The organism is Microbispora sp. CA-102843, from assembly GCF_050936215.1.
Lineage (GTDB): Bacteria > Actinomycetota > Actinomycetes > Streptosporangiales > Streptosporangiaceae > Microbispora.
On sequence record NZ_JBNJNF010000001.1, the window covers coordinates 3,129,776 to 3,145,742 of the forward strand.

At 66.1% G+C, this 15,967-nt stretch carries 18 protein-coding genes and 1 tRNA gene; 7 read left to right on the top strand and 12 right to left on the bottom strand.

Annotation, left to right across the window (positions count from 1 at the left end; genetic code table 11):
- Window positions 1-3: 3 nt before the first annotated feature.
- Window positions 4-1,383 (bottom strand): LVIVD repeat-containing protein, encoded by a 1,380-nt coding sequence (locus ACQEVJ_RS14750; RefSeq protein WP_433101172.1) that lies wholly within the window; start codon window positions 1,381-1,383, stop codon window positions 4-6.
- Window positions 1,384-1,466: 83 nt separating this feature from the next.
- Between ACQEVJ_RS14750 and ACQEVJ_RS14755 the strand changes: the two genes are divergently transcribed.
- Window positions 1,467-2,075, top strand: a complete 609-nt coding sequence (locus ACQEVJ_RS14755; protein WP_433101174.1) for a DUF305 domain-containing protein — start codon at window positions 1,467-1,469, stop codon at window positions 2,073-2,075.
- 3 nt (window positions 2,076-2,078) lie between these two features.
- Here ACQEVJ_RS14755 and ACQEVJ_RS14760 read toward each other — a convergent pair whose 3' ends face one another.
- On the bottom strand, window positions 2,079-2,495 hold the full coding sequence (locus tag ACQEVJ_RS14760) for an SsgA family sporulation/cell division regulator (RefSeq protein WP_139575157.1): 417 nt from the start codon (window positions 2,493-2,495) through the stop codon (window positions 2,079-2,081).
- A 465-nt stretch (window positions 2,496-2,960) separates the two neighbouring features.
- Here ACQEVJ_RS14760 and ACQEVJ_RS14765 point away from each other — a divergent pair.
- Window positions 2,961-3,032: transfer RNA gene (locus ACQEVJ_RS14765), tRNA-Val, on the top strand.
- A 91-nt stretch (window positions 3,033-3,123) separates the two neighbouring features.
- Here ACQEVJ_RS14765 and ACQEVJ_RS14770 read toward each other — a convergent pair.
- A complete protein-coding gene (locus ACQEVJ_RS14770) occupies window positions 3,124-4,158 on the bottom strand; it encodes a tyrosine-type recombinase/integrase (RefSeq protein ID WP_433101176.1) in 1,035 nt (344 codons plus the stop codon).
- Window positions 4,159-4,320: 162 nt separating this feature from the next.
- Between ACQEVJ_RS14770 and ACQEVJ_RS14775 the strand changes: the two genes are divergently transcribed.
- The 3 genes from ACQEVJ_RS14775 to ACQEVJ_RS14785 are packed head-to-tail and all read left to right on the top strand — an operon-like array spanning window position 4,321 to window position 5,410.
- Window positions 4,321-4,632, top strand: coding sequence for a helix-turn-helix domain-containing protein (locus ACQEVJ_RS14775; protein ID WP_433101178.1), 312 nt, complete (start codon window positions 4,321-4,323; stop codon window positions 4,630-4,632).
- A complete protein-coding gene (locus ACQEVJ_RS14780) occupies window positions 4,632-4,865 on the top strand; it encodes a helix-turn-helix domain-containing protein (RefSeq protein WP_433101180.1) in 234 nt (77 codons plus the stop codon). The genes ACQEVJ_RS14775 and ACQEVJ_RS14780 overlap by 1 nt, the downstream gene beginning before the upstream one ends.
- A complete protein-coding gene (locus tag ACQEVJ_RS14785; protein WP_433101182.1) occupies window positions 4,775-5,410 on the top strand; it encodes a transposase in 636 nt (211 codons plus the stop codon). Before ACQEVJ_RS14780 ends, ACQEVJ_RS14785 begins: the two co-directional genes overlap by 91 nt.
- 33 nt (window positions 5,411-5,443) lie before the next feature.
- Here ACQEVJ_RS14785 and ACQEVJ_RS14790 read toward each other — a convergent pair whose 3' ends face one another.
- From ACQEVJ_RS14790 to ACQEVJ_RS14800, 3 genes are all read right to left on the bottom strand, one after another.
- Entirely contained in the window at window positions 5,444-8,776 is a 3,333-nt protein-coding gene (locus ACQEVJ_RS14790) for an NACHT domain-containing protein (RefSeq protein ID WP_433101184.1), read from the bottom strand.
- Between the two features lie 243 nt (window positions 8,777-9,019).
- Window positions 9,020-9,373 carry a hypothetical protein gene (locus tag ACQEVJ_RS14795; protein WP_433101186.1) on the bottom strand — a complete coding sequence of 118 codons (354 nt, stop codon included), beginning with the start codon at window positions 9,371-9,373 and terminating at the stop codon, window positions 9,020-9,022.
- A gap of 315 nt (window positions 9,374-9,688) precedes the next feature.
- Window positions 9,689-10,300: a hypothetical protein gene (locus ACQEVJ_RS14800; protein WP_433101188.1), complete on the bottom strand. Its 612-nt coding sequence runs from the start codon at window positions 10,298-10,300 to the stop codon at window positions 9,689-9,691.
- A gap of 167 nt (window positions 10,301-10,467) precedes the next feature.
- On the opposite strand from ACQEVJ_RS14800, the gene ACQEVJ_RS14805 reads away from it, so the two are divergent.
- Window positions 10,468-10,689, top strand: coding sequence for a type II toxin-antitoxin system HicB family antitoxin (locus tag ACQEVJ_RS14805; protein ID WP_433101190.1), 222 nt, complete (start codon window positions 10,468-10,470; stop codon window positions 10,687-10,689).
- A gap of 657 nt (window positions 10,690-11,346) precedes the next feature.
- On the opposite strand, the gene ACQEVJ_RS14810 is transcribed toward ACQEVJ_RS14805, so the two are convergent.
- The 5 genes from ACQEVJ_RS14810 to ACQEVJ_RS14830 all read right to left on the bottom strand — a co-directional run bounded on the left by ACQEVJ_RS14810 (window position 11,347) and on the right by ACQEVJ_RS14830 (window position 14,845).
- Entirely contained in the window at window positions 11,347-12,087 is a 741-nt protein-coding gene (locus ACQEVJ_RS14810) for an isochorismatase family protein (protein ID WP_433101192.1), read from the bottom strand.
- Window positions 12,088-12,154: 67 nt separating this feature from the next.
- The gene (locus ACQEVJ_RS14815) at window positions 12,155-13,597 is read right to left on the bottom strand and encodes an MFS transporter (protein ID WP_433101194.1); all 1,443 of its coding nucleotides are present in this window, start codon (window positions 13,595-13,597) and stop codon (window positions 12,155-12,157) included.
- Window positions 13,594-13,779, bottom strand: a complete 186-nt coding sequence (locus ACQEVJ_RS14820; RefSeq protein WP_433101196.1) for a TetR/AcrR family transcriptional regulator — start codon at window positions 13,777-13,779, stop codon at window positions 13,594-13,596. The genes ACQEVJ_RS14815 and ACQEVJ_RS14820 overlap by 4 nt, the downstream gene beginning before the upstream one ends.
- A gap of 81 nt (window positions 13,780-13,860) precedes the next feature.
- The gene (locus tag ACQEVJ_RS14825) at window positions 13,861-14,376 is read right to left on the bottom strand and encodes an N-acetyltransferase family protein (RefSeq protein ID WP_433112733.1); all 516 of its coding nucleotides are present in this window, start codon (window positions 14,374-14,376) and stop codon (window positions 13,861-13,863) included.
- Between the two features lie 82 nt (window positions 14,377-14,458).
- Entirely contained in the window at window positions 14,459-14,845 is a 387-nt protein-coding gene (locus ACQEVJ_RS14830; RefSeq protein ID WP_433101198.1) for a winged helix-turn-helix transcriptional regulator, read from the bottom strand.
- A gap of 102 nt (window positions 14,846-14,947) precedes the next feature.
- On the opposite strand from ACQEVJ_RS14830, the gene ACQEVJ_RS14835 reads away from it, so the two are divergent.
- Window positions 14,948-15,571, top strand: a complete 624-nt coding sequence (locus ACQEVJ_RS14835; protein WP_433101200.1) for an NAD(P)-dependent oxidoreductase — start codon at window positions 14,948-14,950, stop codon at window positions 15,569-15,571.
- 147 nt (window positions 15,572-15,718) lie between these two features.
- On the opposite strand, the gene ACQEVJ_RS14840 is transcribed toward ACQEVJ_RS14835, so the two are convergent.
- Window positions 15,719-15,859 (bottom strand): hypothetical protein, encoded by a 141-nt coding sequence (locus tag ACQEVJ_RS14840; protein ID WP_433101202.1) that lies wholly within the window; start codon window positions 15,857-15,859, stop codon window positions 15,719-15,721.
- Window positions 15,860-15,967: the final 108 nt, after the last annotated feature.

Consider the following 15,967-nt stretch of genomic DNA (forward strand, 5'->3'; position numbering starts at 1 on the left):
TCGTCAGTAGGAGCGCTGGCTCTGGGCGTTGAGCTCCTCCAGGCGTACGGCCTTGGCGGGATCGGTCCGGGGGTCGTCGACGCGCAGCACGTCGAGCCCCTTGGTGATGTCGCTGGAGTAGATGTAGCCGTTGTAGTAGTAGGCCGACCAGGAGCCGCCGAGATGGAGATCCGGCGGCAGCGGCCCGCGCTCGAAGTAGGCGATCTCCTGGGGGTGGGCGGAGTCGGTGAAGTCCCAGACCGAGACTCCGCCCATGTACCACCCCTGCACCATCACGTCGCGGCCGGGGACGGGCACCAGCGCGCCGTTGTGGGCCACGCAGTTCTCCTCGGCGTCCTGGGTCCGGGGGATCTTGAAGTAGCCCTGCTTGACGAGCCTGCGCTCCGGCGTGAGCGCGTAGATCGCGTCCGCGCCCTTGGTCGCACTGACCGAGGGCAGGCAGGTGGCGGCCATCCCGCCGCCCAACTCGTCGCTGAAGACGACCTTGGTGCCCTCGTTGTTGAACGTGGCCGAGTGCCAGATGGAGAAGTTCTTCTCGTCGCGCACGGTCTGCAGCAGTTCGGGGCGTACCGGGTCGGAGATGTCCAGCAGGACGCCGTCGCCGAAGCAGGCGCCCGCGGCCAGGTGCTTCTCCGGGTAGACGGTGATGTCGTGGCAGCCGCCCGTCTCCTCCTCGCCCGCCGGCCTGCCCGCGAACAGTTCGGGCTTGGCCACGACCCGCGCCTTCCCGGGGTCGCCGACGGGGACCTCCACGATCGAGATGTTCTGGTGGGGCGGCCGGCAGTTCGTCGTGTCCGGCTCCGGGCCGGGGGAGGAGACGTACAGGTAGATCGTGCCGGCGTCCTTGCCCGGCACGATCGCGTGCGTGTGGGAGCCGCACTCCGTGCGTACGGACTTCAGGTAGCGCGGGTGGGTCTTGTCGGAGATGTCGAAGACGCGGATGCCCTCCCACGCTCCCGCGGCCGCCGGGTCCCCGGCGTCGCTCGCGCAGGTGTCGTCCGTGCGGGGTTCGTCCACCGACAGGAACAGCAGGTCGCCGGAGACCGAGATGTCGTTCTGCCCGCCGGGGCACTCGACCCGGGCGACGGCCTTGGGATGCTCGGGGTCGCCGATGTCGTGCACCGTGAAGCCCCGGTAGTTGCCCACGAACGCGTAGCGGCCCTGGAAGGCCATGTCGGTGCCCCAGTCGTCCGCGCCGTCGAACGGCGCCGCCAGGGGGACGTTGGCGACCAGCTTCATGTTGGGGCTGTGCCTGATCTCGTCCTGGGCGGGGATGCCGGTCGGGGCGGCCGTCGCGGAGGGCGCGGGCTCGCCGGAGGCGCAGGCCGGGGCCAGGAGGAGAGCGGACGCCACCAGCGCGGCCTTCAGCCTCGGTCTGCTCACGTCGCCCCCATGTCCGCGGATCATCGCCCACTATGGAAGCTATGTCGAGCCCGCGGCCGGTGCGGACCGGATTGGTAACGGTTGTGCTGGCAGTTGCGCCGTCGCTGGCCGCCTGCTCGCCCGAAGTCGCTCCTCCGGCGCGCGCCGACGCCCCGGTGATCGTCCCCGGCGCCCCCGGGCAGTCCGCTTCCGCGCCCGCCCGCCCACGGGCGGCGGAGGGGCCGGTGGCGGCGGACGTGCGGTTCGCCGAGGCGATGATCCCGCATCACCGGCAGGCGCTGGAGATGGCCGGGATGGCCGCGGCGCGTACCGGCGACCCGCTGGTGACGGCGGTGGCGGACCGCGTGGTGGACGGGCAGCGCCCGGAGATCGCCGTGATGGAGTCGTGGCTGCGGGGGCTGGGCCGCACCCCGCCGCCCGCGCACGACCACGGCACGAGTGATCAAGGGGCAGGCGGCTACGGCATGGCGAGCGAGGAGGAGCTCACCCGCCTGCGTACGGCGCGGGGGCGCGCCTTCGACACGCTGTTCCTCACGCTGATGATCCGGCACCACGAGGGCGCGGTGAGCATGGCGGCGCAGGAACTGCGCCGGGGACGGGACCGGGCCATGCGGACGATGGCCCAGGACGTCGTCTCCGGCCAGCAGATCGAGATCGCGCGCATGCGCGGGATCCAGCGGAGGCTGAGCTAGTCCCTAGGAGCTCCAGAGCATGTTGGTGAGCTCCTCGTCCAGGTCCATGAAGTCGGTCTCACGGCCGGCTGAGACGAGCTCGTAGGTCCGATGCAGGAACTCGGTGAGGGGAGCCAGGGGCACCTCGAACAGGGCCTGGCCGAAGGGCGAGGTGAGACTGATGTTGAGCGTCCGCTCGCCGTCAGACCGGGCCGGCCACACCTGGACGTCCCCGTCTCCGACGCGCCGCACGATGCCCACGGTCAACAGCTCGCGGGCGAAGATCCACTCGACCGGCTCGTCATTCCCCACGTGGAAGGCCATCCGGATCGCGTACGGATCCTCGGCCGTGTAGCTCAGACCGGCGAGCAGGGGGACGGTTGTACGGTCGGGGACCACAAGCCGAAGGCCTAGCTCGGCAGAGACGGTGGTGCTGTTCATCGTCAGCCAAACCTTTTCGTCGTCGGGTCCCCTGTCAGGGGCTTTCACTGCGTCTTCACTGTGCGGTCGGGCCTCGCCGGGCGCTCGTGCTACGAGACGAACGAAGAGACCCGTAGGAAAGATTCCGCCTCCAGGCCATTCTGTAACGCACATCACAGCTTGACATTCGGTCATCTACCAGCTCAAACATCACCAACAGGCTTGTCCTTACCTCTGCTTTGCGTGTCGGCGGGGCCGCGCCGGCGATGCCATTGCGGGCGAATGATCTCAGGTCGTGCGTATAGGTCGAGCATGGAGCATCACGATGCTATGACACCACACCCCCACGCCGGGGACGGTCTGGCGAACCTTTCGAAGGTGTTGACGAAGGCGGGACGATCGAGCCGACCGGGCCGTGCTTTCGCCATCACCCCCTCGGGTGCGGTATGGTTTTCCCCGTCGGCGCCGCAAGGCGCAGACGATCCCGGGCGATTAGCTCAGCGGGAGAGCGCTTCGTTCACACCGAAGAGGTCACTGGTTCGATCCCAGTATCGCCCACACGATCAAGGCCCGTCGGAGGCACGTCTCCGACGGGTCTTTTCGCTGTTCAAAGCTTTGGCACTAGCTCGGGTCCTCCTCTCGGCCGAGATCAGCGGCGCTGACTGCGTCGGGCCCCTGGGGCCGATCGGGAGCGGGAGTCAGCGAAGACCGCTCGAGCCCTGCCGTAGCGGTCGCGTGAGGAGTGCGTGTAACGGTTGAGCGTCGTGGACATCTGCTCATGCCCGAGGAGTCGCGCCACGTCGTTCACGGGGACGCCGTCGGAGACGAGCCACGTGGCGTAGCAGTGCCGCAGGTCGTGGAATCGCAGCCCTTCGGCGGCGTGCTTGGCGACGTGCGCCACGGCCTCCCGGTGGGTCGGGAACTCCTGGCGGTGCTCCAGGCCCTCCTTGTCCTGCCAGACGCCGAGAAAGGCACCCGGCCCGGCCTCCACCACCTTGCCCAGCAGCCCGGCCCGGACGAGGGACGGACGCCAGTCCCGAGACCGGAAGAGCGTCCGGCGGAGAGGACCGCCCGCCGCGTTGGTGAACACCTCTCCGACCGGTCCGGCCGGGTAACGCTCGCGGTGCGCGGCGAGCAGCTCAACCACGAAAGGCGGAAGGGGCACCTCCCGCCGTCCGGCCTTGGACTTGGGATAGGGCTTGTGCGTCACCGTGCCCGCCACCTCGACGGCCACCCGCTCCACCCGTACGGTTCCGGCGTCGAGGTCGACGGCGTCCCAGCGCAGGCCCACGCATTCACCCCAGCGGAGGCCGGTGCCGGCGGCGAGGCCGACGAGCGCCCGGTAGCGACCGGGGACGTGGGGGAGCAGCACGGCCAGGTCCTCGCGGCTGATGATCCGGTCGTCGCCCGCCTTGCGCCGCCGCTTGGGCAGCCGTACGCCCTCGCACGGGTTGGCACCGACGATCCGGTCACGTACGGCCGACTTGAGCACGGTCGACAGCAGCCGGTGGCACTCGGCCACGGTCGCGGGGGCGAGGCGCTTGCTCAAGTCGCTGACCCACGTCTGCACTGCGCTGTGGTCGATGCGCCCGAGGGGGACGTCCCGCCAACGCGGCAGCACGTGCGTCCGCATGATCGAGTCGTCACGGGCCACGGTGGTGATCTCATGGTTGCGCGACAGCATCCACTTGGTCGCGTACGGCCCGAACTTGGTCTTCCCCGCATGGGGGTCGACGTAGGTGCCAGGTGGGTCGACGGCGTACGAGGTGATCAGTCAGCGCTACGGAACTTAAATGGGTCTTGTCGGTGAGCTGACGAGGGCTGATCTGGTCTGTATGACCAGGGTGTGCGGTATGCCCAAGGCGGCGGCTTCACCCCCCAGGAGCAGCAACGCCGCGAGGAGATACGGCTGCAAGCAGCCGAGATGTTCGCACAGGGGGTCACGAACTCGGCAGTAGCCCAGACATTGCGGGTCACCCAGCGGTCGGTGGAGCGGTGGCGGCGCGCCTGGCGCGAGGGCGGCACGGCGGCGCTGGCCTCAGCAGGCCCGCACGCGCTGCCCCGCCCCGGCTCAGCCCGGCGCAGTTCGCCCGGCTGGAGGCCGAACTGGAACGCGGTCCGCTGGCACACGGGTTCGCCGACCAGCACTGGACGCTGATGCGAATCAAAACGCTGATCGGCCGCATGTTCCACATCGGCTACACCGTCCAGGGGGTGTGGTACCTGCTGCGGCGTAACGGCTGGTCGTGCCAGCGCCCCGCCCGGCGGGCGATCGAGCGGGACAAGGCCGCGATCGAGGTGTGGAAGAAGGAGGTCTGGCCACAGCTGGAAGATCCGCGGCGGCCGACGGCGCCTGGATCTGCTTCGAAGACGAAGCCGGTCAAGGGCTGAGGCCGCCTCGCGCACGAACGTGGGGCCGGCGCGGGCACACCCCGGTGGTACATGTCCCCGGGCGCGGAAGCGGACGGGTGAACATCGCCGCCCTGGTCTGCTACAAACCCGGCGAACGCTCCCGGCTGATCTACCGCCTGCACGTCTATCGCGGCCGCAAGGGCGAGCCCAAGACCTTCGGCTGGATGGACTACCGGGATCTGATCCTGTCCGCTCACGCCCAGCTCGGCGCCCCGATCGTGCTGATCTGGGACAACCTGAACCTGCACCTGGTGCCCGGGATGAAGACCTTCGCCGCCGAGCACGCCGACTGGCTCACCATCGTCCAGTTCCCCGCCTACGCCCCCGACCTCAACCCCACCGAGGGCATCTGGTCCCTGCTCAAACGCGGCGCCTTGGCCAACCTCGCCGCCGCCGACCTACCCCAGCTCGTCCGCGTCATCAAGCGCGCCCTGAAGAAGATCCAGTACCGGCCCCACCTCATCGACGGCTGCCTTCCACCGACCGGCCTGGCGATAACGACAGGAGCCGACATCACGAATTAAAGATCAGTACGTACTGGCATGCACCACAAATACCTAGATCCCCGTGCCCACACGAATGACCTTCGTCGCGCTATCTAGTAAATCCAGGTTTCGAACTGACTGGGTCTGGCCAAGCGTGATTTGGAGCGCCGCTCCGGCAAGAGGAGAAAGATCGATGTTGGGCGCCAAGTCGCGCATCTCGAGATACTTAAGATTTGGACAGCCTCTGAGAGGTGAGATGTCAGTGATTTGTTGAGATGATGCGAGAGAAAGGCTCTCAAGATTCGGTAGTTCCGTCAATGGTGATAAGTCGTCTACTGACACATCCGTCAGTCTGAGTTGCGTGATATTTGAGTTGTATCCTAGGCCATTAAAGCTGCTGCATTCGTCTATGTGTAGCTCCTCTATCGGCAATCTTGACAAGATCTGAAGATCTTTACGTGAAGGGTTGCATACACCCAGGAGAGTAAGTGGGGCGGATATCTCTGCGAGGGTTTTGAAGATTTCACCAGCGTTGCATGGGCCAAAGAGTACAAGATGTTGCAGTTGGCGCATTCGAGAAAATGTAAGCGGGTTTATTTCCTGCTCGTAGATGCCCAGTGACAGGCGTGTTAGCTTGTCCTGTCGAGATAGCGGCTCGTGCCATAGGTCATCATGCTCGTGTGGGACTTCGAGGCCAAGCCCTCTCAATCGAGGGAGCCGGTCGAGGAATGTTATGTCGCCATGCTCAACGTTCCATAGCCAGAGATTCTGCAAACGCCGTAGATTCTCAAGTGGGCTCAGGTCCATGTGTCGCGGTTCGCTCAGATTAATCCAAATCCGACGAAGGGTGGGAAGATGTCCGATTGGACTCAAATCATCTATATCTAGATTCGATACGTCGATAGATTGTAGGCGGGAGAGATGCTCTGCAAAACTTATGTCCCGGATATTCTCGTCGGTGTGTATAAGTAGGTGTGTCAAGCTGGTCAGATATCGAACACCGGGTAATAGTCGATCCTTGTCGATCGATACATACGTATTCAATGATGCTCTTCCTAGCACTTCACGTGCGTACGTCTCCACATCGAAGTACGGCCATCCGGCGACAAGATGATCCTGCACCTCTGGGCGAGGATCGCGAGCGTAAGCTGTTAGCTTCTCTAGAGCGGCGGCCCCATTTATTAGCCAAGTCGTCCGTACGGTCATGCTGGCTTGGCGGGGGGTAAGGTTGGATAGGCTATCGGGTAGGCGGTGTAGAATCTCTTCTCCTACCACTGCCAACATTCTCGCCTCATCCTCATTTTTAGGTGGTAAGACTGCCGCTAGACATGTCTCGATTCGTTCCCTTAATTCCATTGGAATTTCATGAATCGTTTCGAGGCAGGCGGCGACTAACAATTGGAGCTTTCGCGAATGCCGCTCGCCCGAGTCTGCTCGATCTAGCAACCCTTTGAGTAACTCTCGTCGCAGTCGGCCGGTAGCGTGGCCGGCCGCCATCACAATTACCTCCCTCCACTGGTCCAGGTGGGCTCGATCGACCGCTGCCTCCATGTCCTCATCTTGCACGAGCTGCTCAGCCGCCAGATATTCCTGAACAGTTCGATGTGCGAAATCGATTCGACCCGGTACCGGTTCCCGCAATGCGCCGCTCCGCCGTACCAGGTATTCCAGGACCGTCTCTGCCGAGTATGGCATGCGGACCATGGAGGACAGTCTCTGCTCGATACGTCTCAATGCAGTGACGCGAGATAGCTCCGAGCGACCCATCGAAACTAGGCGCCATGCTAGATCACGTAATATCCAGATTTTCTGTTCTGGATCTAGCGTCACATCGTCTTGAATTCCCCGCTCAGCATCGCGCCTCTCCAGTAGCAACGCAAGTACCGCTTCGTACAGACCCATACGGTTACGGGGCAACTGAGTTCGACGGTCAAGATTGAGCGCGCATAGCATCGCTGCAAGTAAGGGTGTCGATGCCAGTGCCCTCAAGTGCCCACTACTCTCGAGACGCGCCAGCAGGGCTCCCTCGTATTTGGGTAGTTCTTCCGGCGTACAAGGCAAGCTGGGGCAGTCACGCATCGCTATATGCCACTGCCGAACCAACTCGCGGAGATCCTGGGCGGTCATGGGCTCAAGCATGGCCGCAGTAAAGCCTTCGTCGGCTAGCCACTTTGAGTCGGCCGCCGCTGGCCTTGAGGTCACAATGACCTTCATTTCAGGGTATGCCGCGAGAAGCCGAGTTAGCCATTGGCGTACTGTCTGTCGATGCCGTACCACCAACTCGTCTACCCCATCAACGAGCAGTAGCCCGCGGCCTGACTCAAGCACCCGCTCTACCCAACCGAGCGGCATGCGCCCTGTTACCTCCTGGGCCATATCCTTCAAAAAATCGGAAGGTGAAGGGAGCCGGCCATCGGAGTGACTGCGGAGTTTGATTATGATCGGCACGGACCCATTCCACTCTGCCAGGTCGCCCACGAAGCCTTTACGTGCGGCGGTCACCGCCAGCCAGCGAAGCAAAGTACTTTTCCCCGACCCGGCATCACCGCGCAGGAGCATGAGACGTGATCGGCTGAGTGCCGAATCGATGCGCAGGATTCCCGGTTCGAGCGCTATCGTGTTTGTAAGAGAGGCAATCGCTAGGCGCTCCGCCACCGTCCGCGTCTTTTTCTCCTCGGAGCTAACGCTAAGACTGATGTAGGCGACACTCAGAGAAGTGCGGGGCCTGAAATTCTCTACCCGCACGCCGAATAACTCCACCTCGTCCATCGTCCGGCTTACGAAGCTGAGATATTGGCGCTCGAAAGCATCATCGTTGTGGCTGCCCTCGGGGGCGTCCAGAGTGCGCATTGGCAACCTTGCCAGTAGCCGCTCCATACCCTCGGCTAGTCCAGAGAGCCTGGCCAAGGTCTCGGTAGCTGCCCGAGGTAGGTACTGCGGAAGTTCCCGCATCATTCCAACTAAACAGTCCACACATTCTGCCAGTAACACCTTATATAGATGGTGTTCGGCGTCGCTGAGTTTAGCTGCGGGTAGGGCGGCCATGATTTGCTCGGTTACTCGGGCCGCGTCAGCGTCCGCCCTGAATAGTGCGGGATCAGATAAGTCTGCTGCCTCCAGGGTGGCTACAACTTCATGTAGGACAGCGGCGCGGTCATTGTCGGTAAGCCCTCGGTACTCCTGTTCCAGCAGGACGCTCAAGCGTGCCTCCACAGCGAGTGCCACGCCTTCAATTTGGTTTTCGAACTTGCGAACAGCAAGGCGATCGCGATAGCTGCTTTTGATCAGGTCCTTAAGATCCGCCTGGCGATCCCTTGCAGACGATCGGGCGAGGAACCACTCACGTACCGCCTTCGTTGCCACGGCCCTGCCTGCTGCACTTGCTGCAGCTTCCACGATCGCCACCAGTTGCCCTCCGTCTGCTCTACCGAAGCATCATCATCTCCCCACAGAGGGGGCAATGCTGGCTCTCCGCTCACATCTGTTCCTCGGCTTCCTCACGAGAACGAGGAGTCGATGGGATACCTGATTGCGAGGGGCGAGCTGAACTAGCGAAAACGGCGTATGCCGTCACAGCTCACCAGCCTGTATCTACCGGCCGGGCAGGATGAGGAGCCGTCGACGAGGGGGCCTGCCCTCCCCTTGCAATCAGATGGTCGCGGTGAACCAGGCGGTCCCTTCCGGTAGCTCCTCTTCCTTCAGGCTGAGGCGGAACGCTGGTCCGGGTTGCAGTGGTGTCCATCCGCTGTCCAGGGCGGTACGGATTGCGGAGGCCACAAGTGCCGGCCGCACTGTCGTCGACCGGCCGAGGAGCCAGCTGCGCGGGTGGACGCACGGCAGAGAGACCACGAGAACGCTGCCCTGCTGCTCATAATGCTCCACGGCGAACGTTAAGGGCGTCCAGCCGTTCCCCTGGCAGTAAGTCGGCCTCTTGCGTACGGTCCAGCGATACAAGGTCTCGCCGACTGCGATGCGCCGTGACCCCTTCTTCACCAGTGACATCTCTCTCCGTCTCAATCGCCTGATCCACAGTGTCTGAGGTCAGCGAAAAGTCAGCAAGGTCGATGACACGAGGCGATCCTCAAGGTGAGCGAGCGATACAGCAGGCCCACGTAACGGAACTCATCGGCACCCGTTGATCTGGCTCTGCACGCTCTACCCGCGTTCACACCGAAGAGGTCACTGGTTCGATCCCAGTATCGCCCACCACGTTCGTGCAGATCAGGAGGCCGGGCCGCTACTCAGCGGACCGGCCTTTTGCTTCGCCTGAGTGACTACCGTTCCGGTGGCCCGCCGTTCCATGGATCGGTTGCGCCGTCAGTCCAGCCAGTGGAACCAGACGTCGAAGATCGAGTAGTGCGGTCCGTCGCCGAGGTTGGTATCGATCTTCAGGTGGGGCAAGGCCGGCCGGCTCAGGAGACGAGGGCCGACGAGCGTGATGCGGTGTCGATCCAGGACCTGGGAGATCTGTTCACAGCCCCTCTCCGATCCGGGGATCGGTGTTTCGGTGACGGTATCCAGCGATGGCATGGAGTGGTGCCCGTGACCGTCGGGGTGATGGGAGCGCTCGGCGGGAGACAGGATGCATGCGATCGGAGCGAGGCGGCACAACGCCACTGACAATCCTTCGACCGTCGTGCAGCCGTCCGGCCGGACGCGGCGGGCGGATCCGTCTCGCCGGGTCAGGAGGACGTCGACGAATGACGCGTAGCCGGAGCCGTAGTGTCCGAACTCCGCGTGCTCGACGACCAGCTCGGGGACTCGATTGAGATCGGCGACCACCCGGCGCAGGTAGCCCTCCACGGCCTCGGCCCCACCCGTCCAGGCGCTCTCGCGGCTTACCGGCTCGTCCCGGGCGGCGCGGATCTGCGCGTCGCGATCGAGGAGGAGGGCCTCGATGTCCGCATCCACGTGATCGTCCTTGCCCATGCCGACAGTCTGCCCGACGACGTGAGCCGACCCATGCGGCGGACATTCGGAATGCCCAGGCAACGGCGGTGGGTTTCTTTCGTGTCGCTGGAGCACCTGGGAGATCGCGATGGGTGGCTTGTTTCTACCGGCGGGTCCGGCGAAGCACGCTGGCGTACGCTAACGGCATGAGCCGGACCGTCTCCTTGACCGCGACCGTCACCCCCGACGAAGAGGGTTGGTACGTCGCGCGCTGTGTCCAGGTTGAGGTGGCCAGTCAGGGCCGGACGGTTGACGAGGCCCTGGCCAGCCTCCGCGACGCCCTGGAGCTCTACTTCGAGGACGAGCCCCTTCCCCAGACCCCGCAGCAGCCGATCGTGGCGCCGATCGAGATCCGTCGCTCGGCCTGAGCCCGCGCCAGTTTCCGGTCTGCTCCGGCACTGACGTCGTGCGCGCGCTGGAGAAGTGCGGCTTGGAGGTCGTGGCCACCAGGGGCAGCCATTGCAAGCTGCGCCAGCTCGCAGAAGACGAGACTCGTACAGCGATCGTGCCAGCTCAGAGGCCATCCGCCACCACGCGGGTGGCCTCTCCTGATCTTCCGGACGACTGCGGCTTCGCCGAGCAAACGTGCCGATCTTGAGGGCGGCCAGCGGGCTGCCCATGTCGGCACATCGCTGATCTACGCTCGGGTCTGTGTGTCTCTGGTTCGACGCGTACGTGTGGGTTGCGGACCATCGGCCACCGATCCTCGATCGGTTCATCTCCACGTACGTTGATGTCGATGACCCCGGTGATGAGCGGCTCGCCGCGTTCCGGCGGGTCTACCTTTCGGGCGTGGCGAGCGATGCCGATCTGTGCGCGATCGATGAGTTGAGGCCCGGGAGCGGCGGCGGGTTCTCGCTGTATCAGCCTCCACCGAAGCCGGGGCGGTTCACAGGCCAGTCAGGCCGCCCGCACGTCTCTCGACCAGCTTCGGGTTGCGATTCGAGGGAAGACAGACGTCGGCGTCGACAAGTGCGAGGCCTTCGCGCCGCCGGCGCTCCAGCGGTTTCGAGTCCGTGCTGCTCTCACTCCAGCGCTGCCACGACCTCGGCGGTGGTGCTGACAGTAGCGATGCGCGGGAAGATGTAGTCGAACGCGAACTCATGGGCGTGTGCGTCGAGTGCGGTGGCCGCGTCCTCGGGCAGAATCACCGCGAAGCCGAACTCGTCGGCGAAACGCGCGGTCTGCTCGACGCCGAAGTTCGTGGCGATCCCAGTGATGATCAGGGTGTCGATGGCCTGCCTACGCAATGCCTCCTCCAGCCCGGTGTTGTGAAACGCGCCCCAGGTGTGCTTCACGATCTCCAGGTCGCCGGCTATCCCTTCCACCAGCTCGCTGCCCGGTGGCTGCTCCGCAACGCCTGGCCGCTCGGCCCGCACGGCGACAACGAGACCTCCCGCCTTTCGCACTGCGTCGGCCAGAGCGAGGGAGCGGGCGACCACGGCGGATCCGGCGTGTGGTGCCGTGGGCTGCTCGACGATGCGCGTCATCAGATCGATAAGAAGCAATGCGGTGCGGCGAGGATCCAGTTTCTCCATGATCGGCAGGGTAGCTATCCAAACTCGTGTGGCGGGTACGCAGGGCCTCGACGTGTCCAACGCCGCGGTCACCGCGGAGGTCGGCCTGTCGCCCAACGGCAAAGGCGGCTGGACACCGTCCTGCGCGTGGAACTGCCCGGCAATCTCTTGCACGAGCCTCTCGAACGTCCCGCCGTAGAGGACCACGTCGTCGGGCAGCGCCGGGAACGTCTCCTGGGCCTCTTCCACCTCGTAGCGGTCCGGCGCCCTGCCGCCAGCGCGGTGAAGGCCCGTTCTTGCAAGGCAGCTCAGCCCCTCAGCGGCCGACACCAGGGTTGCCGTCGCTCTGCGGTTCGGCCGTTGCCAGGCGAGACGCTTGCCGGAGCGTAAGCGCGGCGACGACGGTGACGCCCATCGCCGCGGCGCCCAGCCAGGACGCCGCCGTGTATCCGCTCTCGTTGGGGAACGCCGAGCCGGCCGGAGTGCCGGTGGCCAGGGTCACGCCGCCCAGGGCGCTGCCGATCGAGAAGCCGACGCTGCGGACGACCTGGTTGAAGCTCATAGCGCTGGAGGTCTCCTGCGCCGGGGTGACGGCGAGGATCGCGGCCGGCATCGCCGCCGAGAAGACACCGACACCCAGGCCCAGCACGCCCATCACCGCGAACGCCAGCCACAACTGGCCGCGGGCCAGGGCGAACAGCACCAGCGCCGTCAGCACTGCCGCGCCACCGGCGGCCAGGACAGCCGCCGGTGCGAGCCGCGCGCGCAGCGGCCGCACCAGCTTGCCGCCGATGAACCCCAGAGCAGAGAACGGCACCAGCACCAGGCCCGCGACGAAGACGCCGACGCCGAACCCGTAACCGGCCGACACAGGCGTCTGCACGTAGCGGGTCACCAGGGTCAGCAGCAGGTACATGCCGATGCCGCCGAGCAGCATGACCACGTCGGCCCCCGCCACCGCGGGATTCCGCAGCAGAGCGAGATCCACCAGCGGGGCGGCGCACCGGCGTTCACGGCGCACCCAGGCACCGAGCAGCACGGCCGCGGCGGCCACGAGCGCCACGGCACGCTCTGGACGATGGATCCACACTGCCGTCTGGCTGATCGCCAGGAGCAGGGCCAGGAGACCGGTGCCCAGCAGCACCGCGCCCGGAATGTCGACCGTAGACGAGCGACGGGCCGGCGGCGGGGGGACCGACCACCAGGCGGCGGCCAGCGCGACCGTGGTGATCAGCAGGCCGAGCCCGTACGCCGCACGCAGCCCCGCCACGTCGGTCAGCAGCCCCGCCAGCGGGTAGCCGATGCCGATGCCGATGGTGGAGGCCACCGACAGCAACGCGATCGCCGGGCCGGAGCGTGCCGCCGGCAGGTGGTCGCGGGCGACGCCCATCATGAGCGCCGTCAGCCCCAGCCCCGCACCCTGAGCCACCCGCCCGGCCAGCAGCCAGCCGAACGGCAGCGGCACCACCGTCAGCAGACTGCCCGTCACCACGACCGCAAGCGTGGCCAGGATGACCTGGCGGCGGCGGGGGCCTGTGCCCAGGCGGCCCAGGACCGGCGTGGCGATCGCGCCGACCAGCAGCGGGGCGGTGAGCGTCCACTGCGCGGCGGCCAGCGACACGCCGAACTCGCCCGCCACCGGGGTGATCAGTGGTGCCCCGAGGCTGCCGACGACCGCGACGACGAGCGCGATGAAGACCAGCGCCGGCACCAGCATGCGCCCGGTGGTGGCGACCGTCGAAGTGCCGGCGGCGGTCATCGGTTCGCCTCGGTGGACTTGGTGCCGAACAGCCGAAAGACGTAGGCGTGCGCAATGCCCGCCTTGCGGGCGATCACCTCGGCGCACACCCCATGCAGACCGTGCTCGGCGAAGTCCGCCACGGCGATATCCAGCACCTGCTCCCGGCGGTCCGCACCCGCCGGCCGCTTGCCCTGCGCCACGCTCACCTCCTGGGTATTGGCAAGTAAGTCACCTGTACCTTGATGCAAGACCGGGAGGCGATCAACGGGGCTCAAGGCAGGTCAGTGGCGATTGCCGGCTGCGCCTCTCAGGATCTTCACCAGCACCTGTTTCCGGCCCACACCGTCACGCAGCAGGTCGCCGGGCTCTCCGGTGTCCTTGAAGCCGTGGCGTTCGTACAGGGCGATGGCCCGGCCGTTGTCCGGCATCACGGACAATCGCAACGCCCCGGCCGCCCGATCCGACACGGCCCACCGCTCGACCTCTGTGATCAACCGGCCCCCCACCCCCTTGCCTCGAACCGAGGGACTCACCCAGAAGGAGATCAACTCCGCCTCGTCGGCCGTCTCGGCCGGAACGCCGCTGACCATTCCGACCGGGCGGTCGTCGATCACGGCGATGACGTTGTGGGAGCCCGGAATCGCCAGGCGTGCCCGCCAGCGTTCTTCGCGGTCGCCTTCTCCCTGCCACTCCGACAACGTCGAGCCGAACGCATGGGGCGCTTCGGCAAGCGCGGCGAGCCGCAGCCCGCGCCAGATCGGCCAGTCGTCTTCGCTCAGGACACGTAGTTCGATCATCACCAGACAGTGCCCTCCAGGCGACCACGGCGCCAACCGGATTACCACGCTGCGGCTACATGAGGGGATGAGGTTGCCCGTGTCAGCCGGCGCGGTCGAGGCGGGCGGCGTTGTCGTACGACTCGCGGGCGTCGAGCAGTTCGTCCCAATGCTCCGTCGCCCAGGCGCAGGCGACCGCCAACGGTTCGAGCAGGCTGCGGCCGAGTGGGGTCAGTTCGTACTCGACATGCGGGGTGGCCACGGCATAGACGGTGCGCTTGACCAGACCGTCCCGTTCGAGGGACCGCAGCGACTGGGTGAGGACCTTGGGAGTGACGCGGTTCAGCGGCACGCGTAGCTCGGAGAACCGGCGCGGCCCGTGCTCGAGGCAGCGGATGATGAGCGGCGCCCATTTGTCACCGAACCGGATCGGATTGAGCGAGGACGGACACAGCTCGTCGAACAGGTCGGCGGGCAGGGGTTCCCTCATGGCCTCACGATAGCCGGTATCCCGGCGGTAACCGCGGCCTCGGATAGCGTCCGGGCATCGGCCGGGCACACGGGCTCCGGCCCAGGTGAGAGGTGGTTCGCCATGAACATCGTGGTCTTCGGAGCGGGTGGCCGGGCTGGGCGGCAGGCGGTCGCGGAGGCCCGTCGGCGCGGCCACCAGGTCACCGCCGTGGTGCGCGACCCCGCGGGCCACGGCGACCTGGGCGACGTGCGGGTGGTGGAGGGCGACGTCACGGACCCGGTGAGCATCGAGCACGCGGCCGCCGGGCATGACGCCGCCATCAGTGCCGCCGCGGATTTGTCCGTGTCTCCGCACGACTTCTTCACCGCGTCGGCCCGCGCCCTGTCCACCGGCCTGGCGAAGGCGGGCGTACCCCGCCTGGTGGTGGTCGGTCTCGCATCGATCATGCCCGGGGCGTCCGGTGTGCCCCTGATGGACGAGCCCGGCTACCCCAACGAGTACCGCGCCTTCTACCTCGGCCACGCCGCAGGCCTTGACGAGCTTCGAACCTGCGACCTGGACTGGGCGTACGTGGCCCCCGCAGGCGACTTCGACCACGGCGGCACGCGCACCGGCCGGTACCTGCTCGCCGATCACGGCGACATGGCCAGCCGCATCACGTACGCGGACTTCGCGATCGCGTTGCTCGACGAGGTCGAGGCGCCCCGCCACCACCGCGCCGCCATCAGCATCCGCGAGGCGTGATCCCCGAGGTCCACGACAATCCGAACCCCTGCGCCGCCGAACGGCTGCGCCGTCAGTCCAGCCAGTGGAACCAGACGTCGAAGGTCGAGTAGTGCGGTCCGTCGCCGAGACTGGTATCGATCTTCAGGTGGGGCACGGCCGGCCGGCTCAGGAGACGAGGGCCGACTCGGCCCCACCCGTCCGGGCGCTCTCACGGCTTACCAGCTCGTCCCGGGCGGCGCGGATCTGCGCGTCGCGATCGAGGAGGAGGGCCTCGATGTCCGCATCCACGTGATCGTCCTTGCCCATGCCGACAGTCAGCCCGGCGACGTGAGCCGACCGAGCGGCGGAACGTCCGGGCGGTGACATTGCCCCTTCTTGGTTGTGGGGGAGGAGAAGGAGGAGATATTGTCAACA

Excerpts from the sequence above, each read along its gene's own strand:
- ACQEVJ_RS14760 (WP_139575157.1), bottom strand. The coding sequence starts at position 2,495 with ATGAACAGCACCACCGTCTCTGCCGAGCTAGGCCTTCGGCTTGTGGTC.
- ACQEVJ_RS14770 (WP_433101176.1), bottom strand. The coding sequence starts at position 4,158 with ATGCTGTCGCGCAACCATGAGATCACCACCGTGGCCCGTGACGACTCG.
- ACQEVJ_RS14780 (WP_433101180.1), top strand. The coding sequence starts at position 4,632 with ATGCGAATCAAAACGCTGATCGGCCGCATGTTCCACATCGGCTACACC.
- ACQEVJ_RS14795 (WP_433101186.1), bottom strand. The coding sequence starts at position 9,373 with ATGTCACTGGTGAAGAAGGGGTCACGGCGCATCGCAGTCGGCGAGACC.
- ACQEVJ_RS14800 (WP_433101188.1), bottom strand. The coding sequence starts at position 10,300 with ATGGGCAAGGACGATCACGTGGATGCGGACATCGAGGCCCTCCTCCTC.
- ACQEVJ_RS14805 (WP_433101190.1), top strand. The coding sequence starts at position 10,468 with ATGAGCCGGACCGTCTCCTTGACCGCGACCGTCACCCCCGACGAAGAG.
- ACQEVJ_RS14815 (WP_433101194.1), bottom strand. The coding sequence starts at position 13,597 with ATGACCGCCGCCGGCACTTCGACGGTCGCCACCACCGGGCGCATGCTG.
- ACQEVJ_RS14825 (WP_433112733.1), bottom strand. The coding sequence starts at position 14,376 with ATGATCGAACTACGTGTCCTGAGCGAAGACGACTGGCCGATCTGGCGC.
- ACQEVJ_RS14830 (WP_433101198.1), bottom strand. The coding sequence starts at position 14,845 with ATGAGGGAACCCCTGCCCGCCGACCTGTTCGACGAGCTGTGTCCGTCC.
- ACQEVJ_RS14835 (WP_433101200.1), top strand. The coding sequence starts at position 14,948 with ATGAACATCGTGGTCTTCGGAGCGGGTGGCCGGGCTGGGCGGCAGGCG.
- ACQEVJ_RS14840 (WP_433101202.1), bottom strand. The coding sequence starts at position 15,859 with ATGGGCAAGGACGATCACGTGGATGCGGACATCGAGGCCCTCCTCCTC.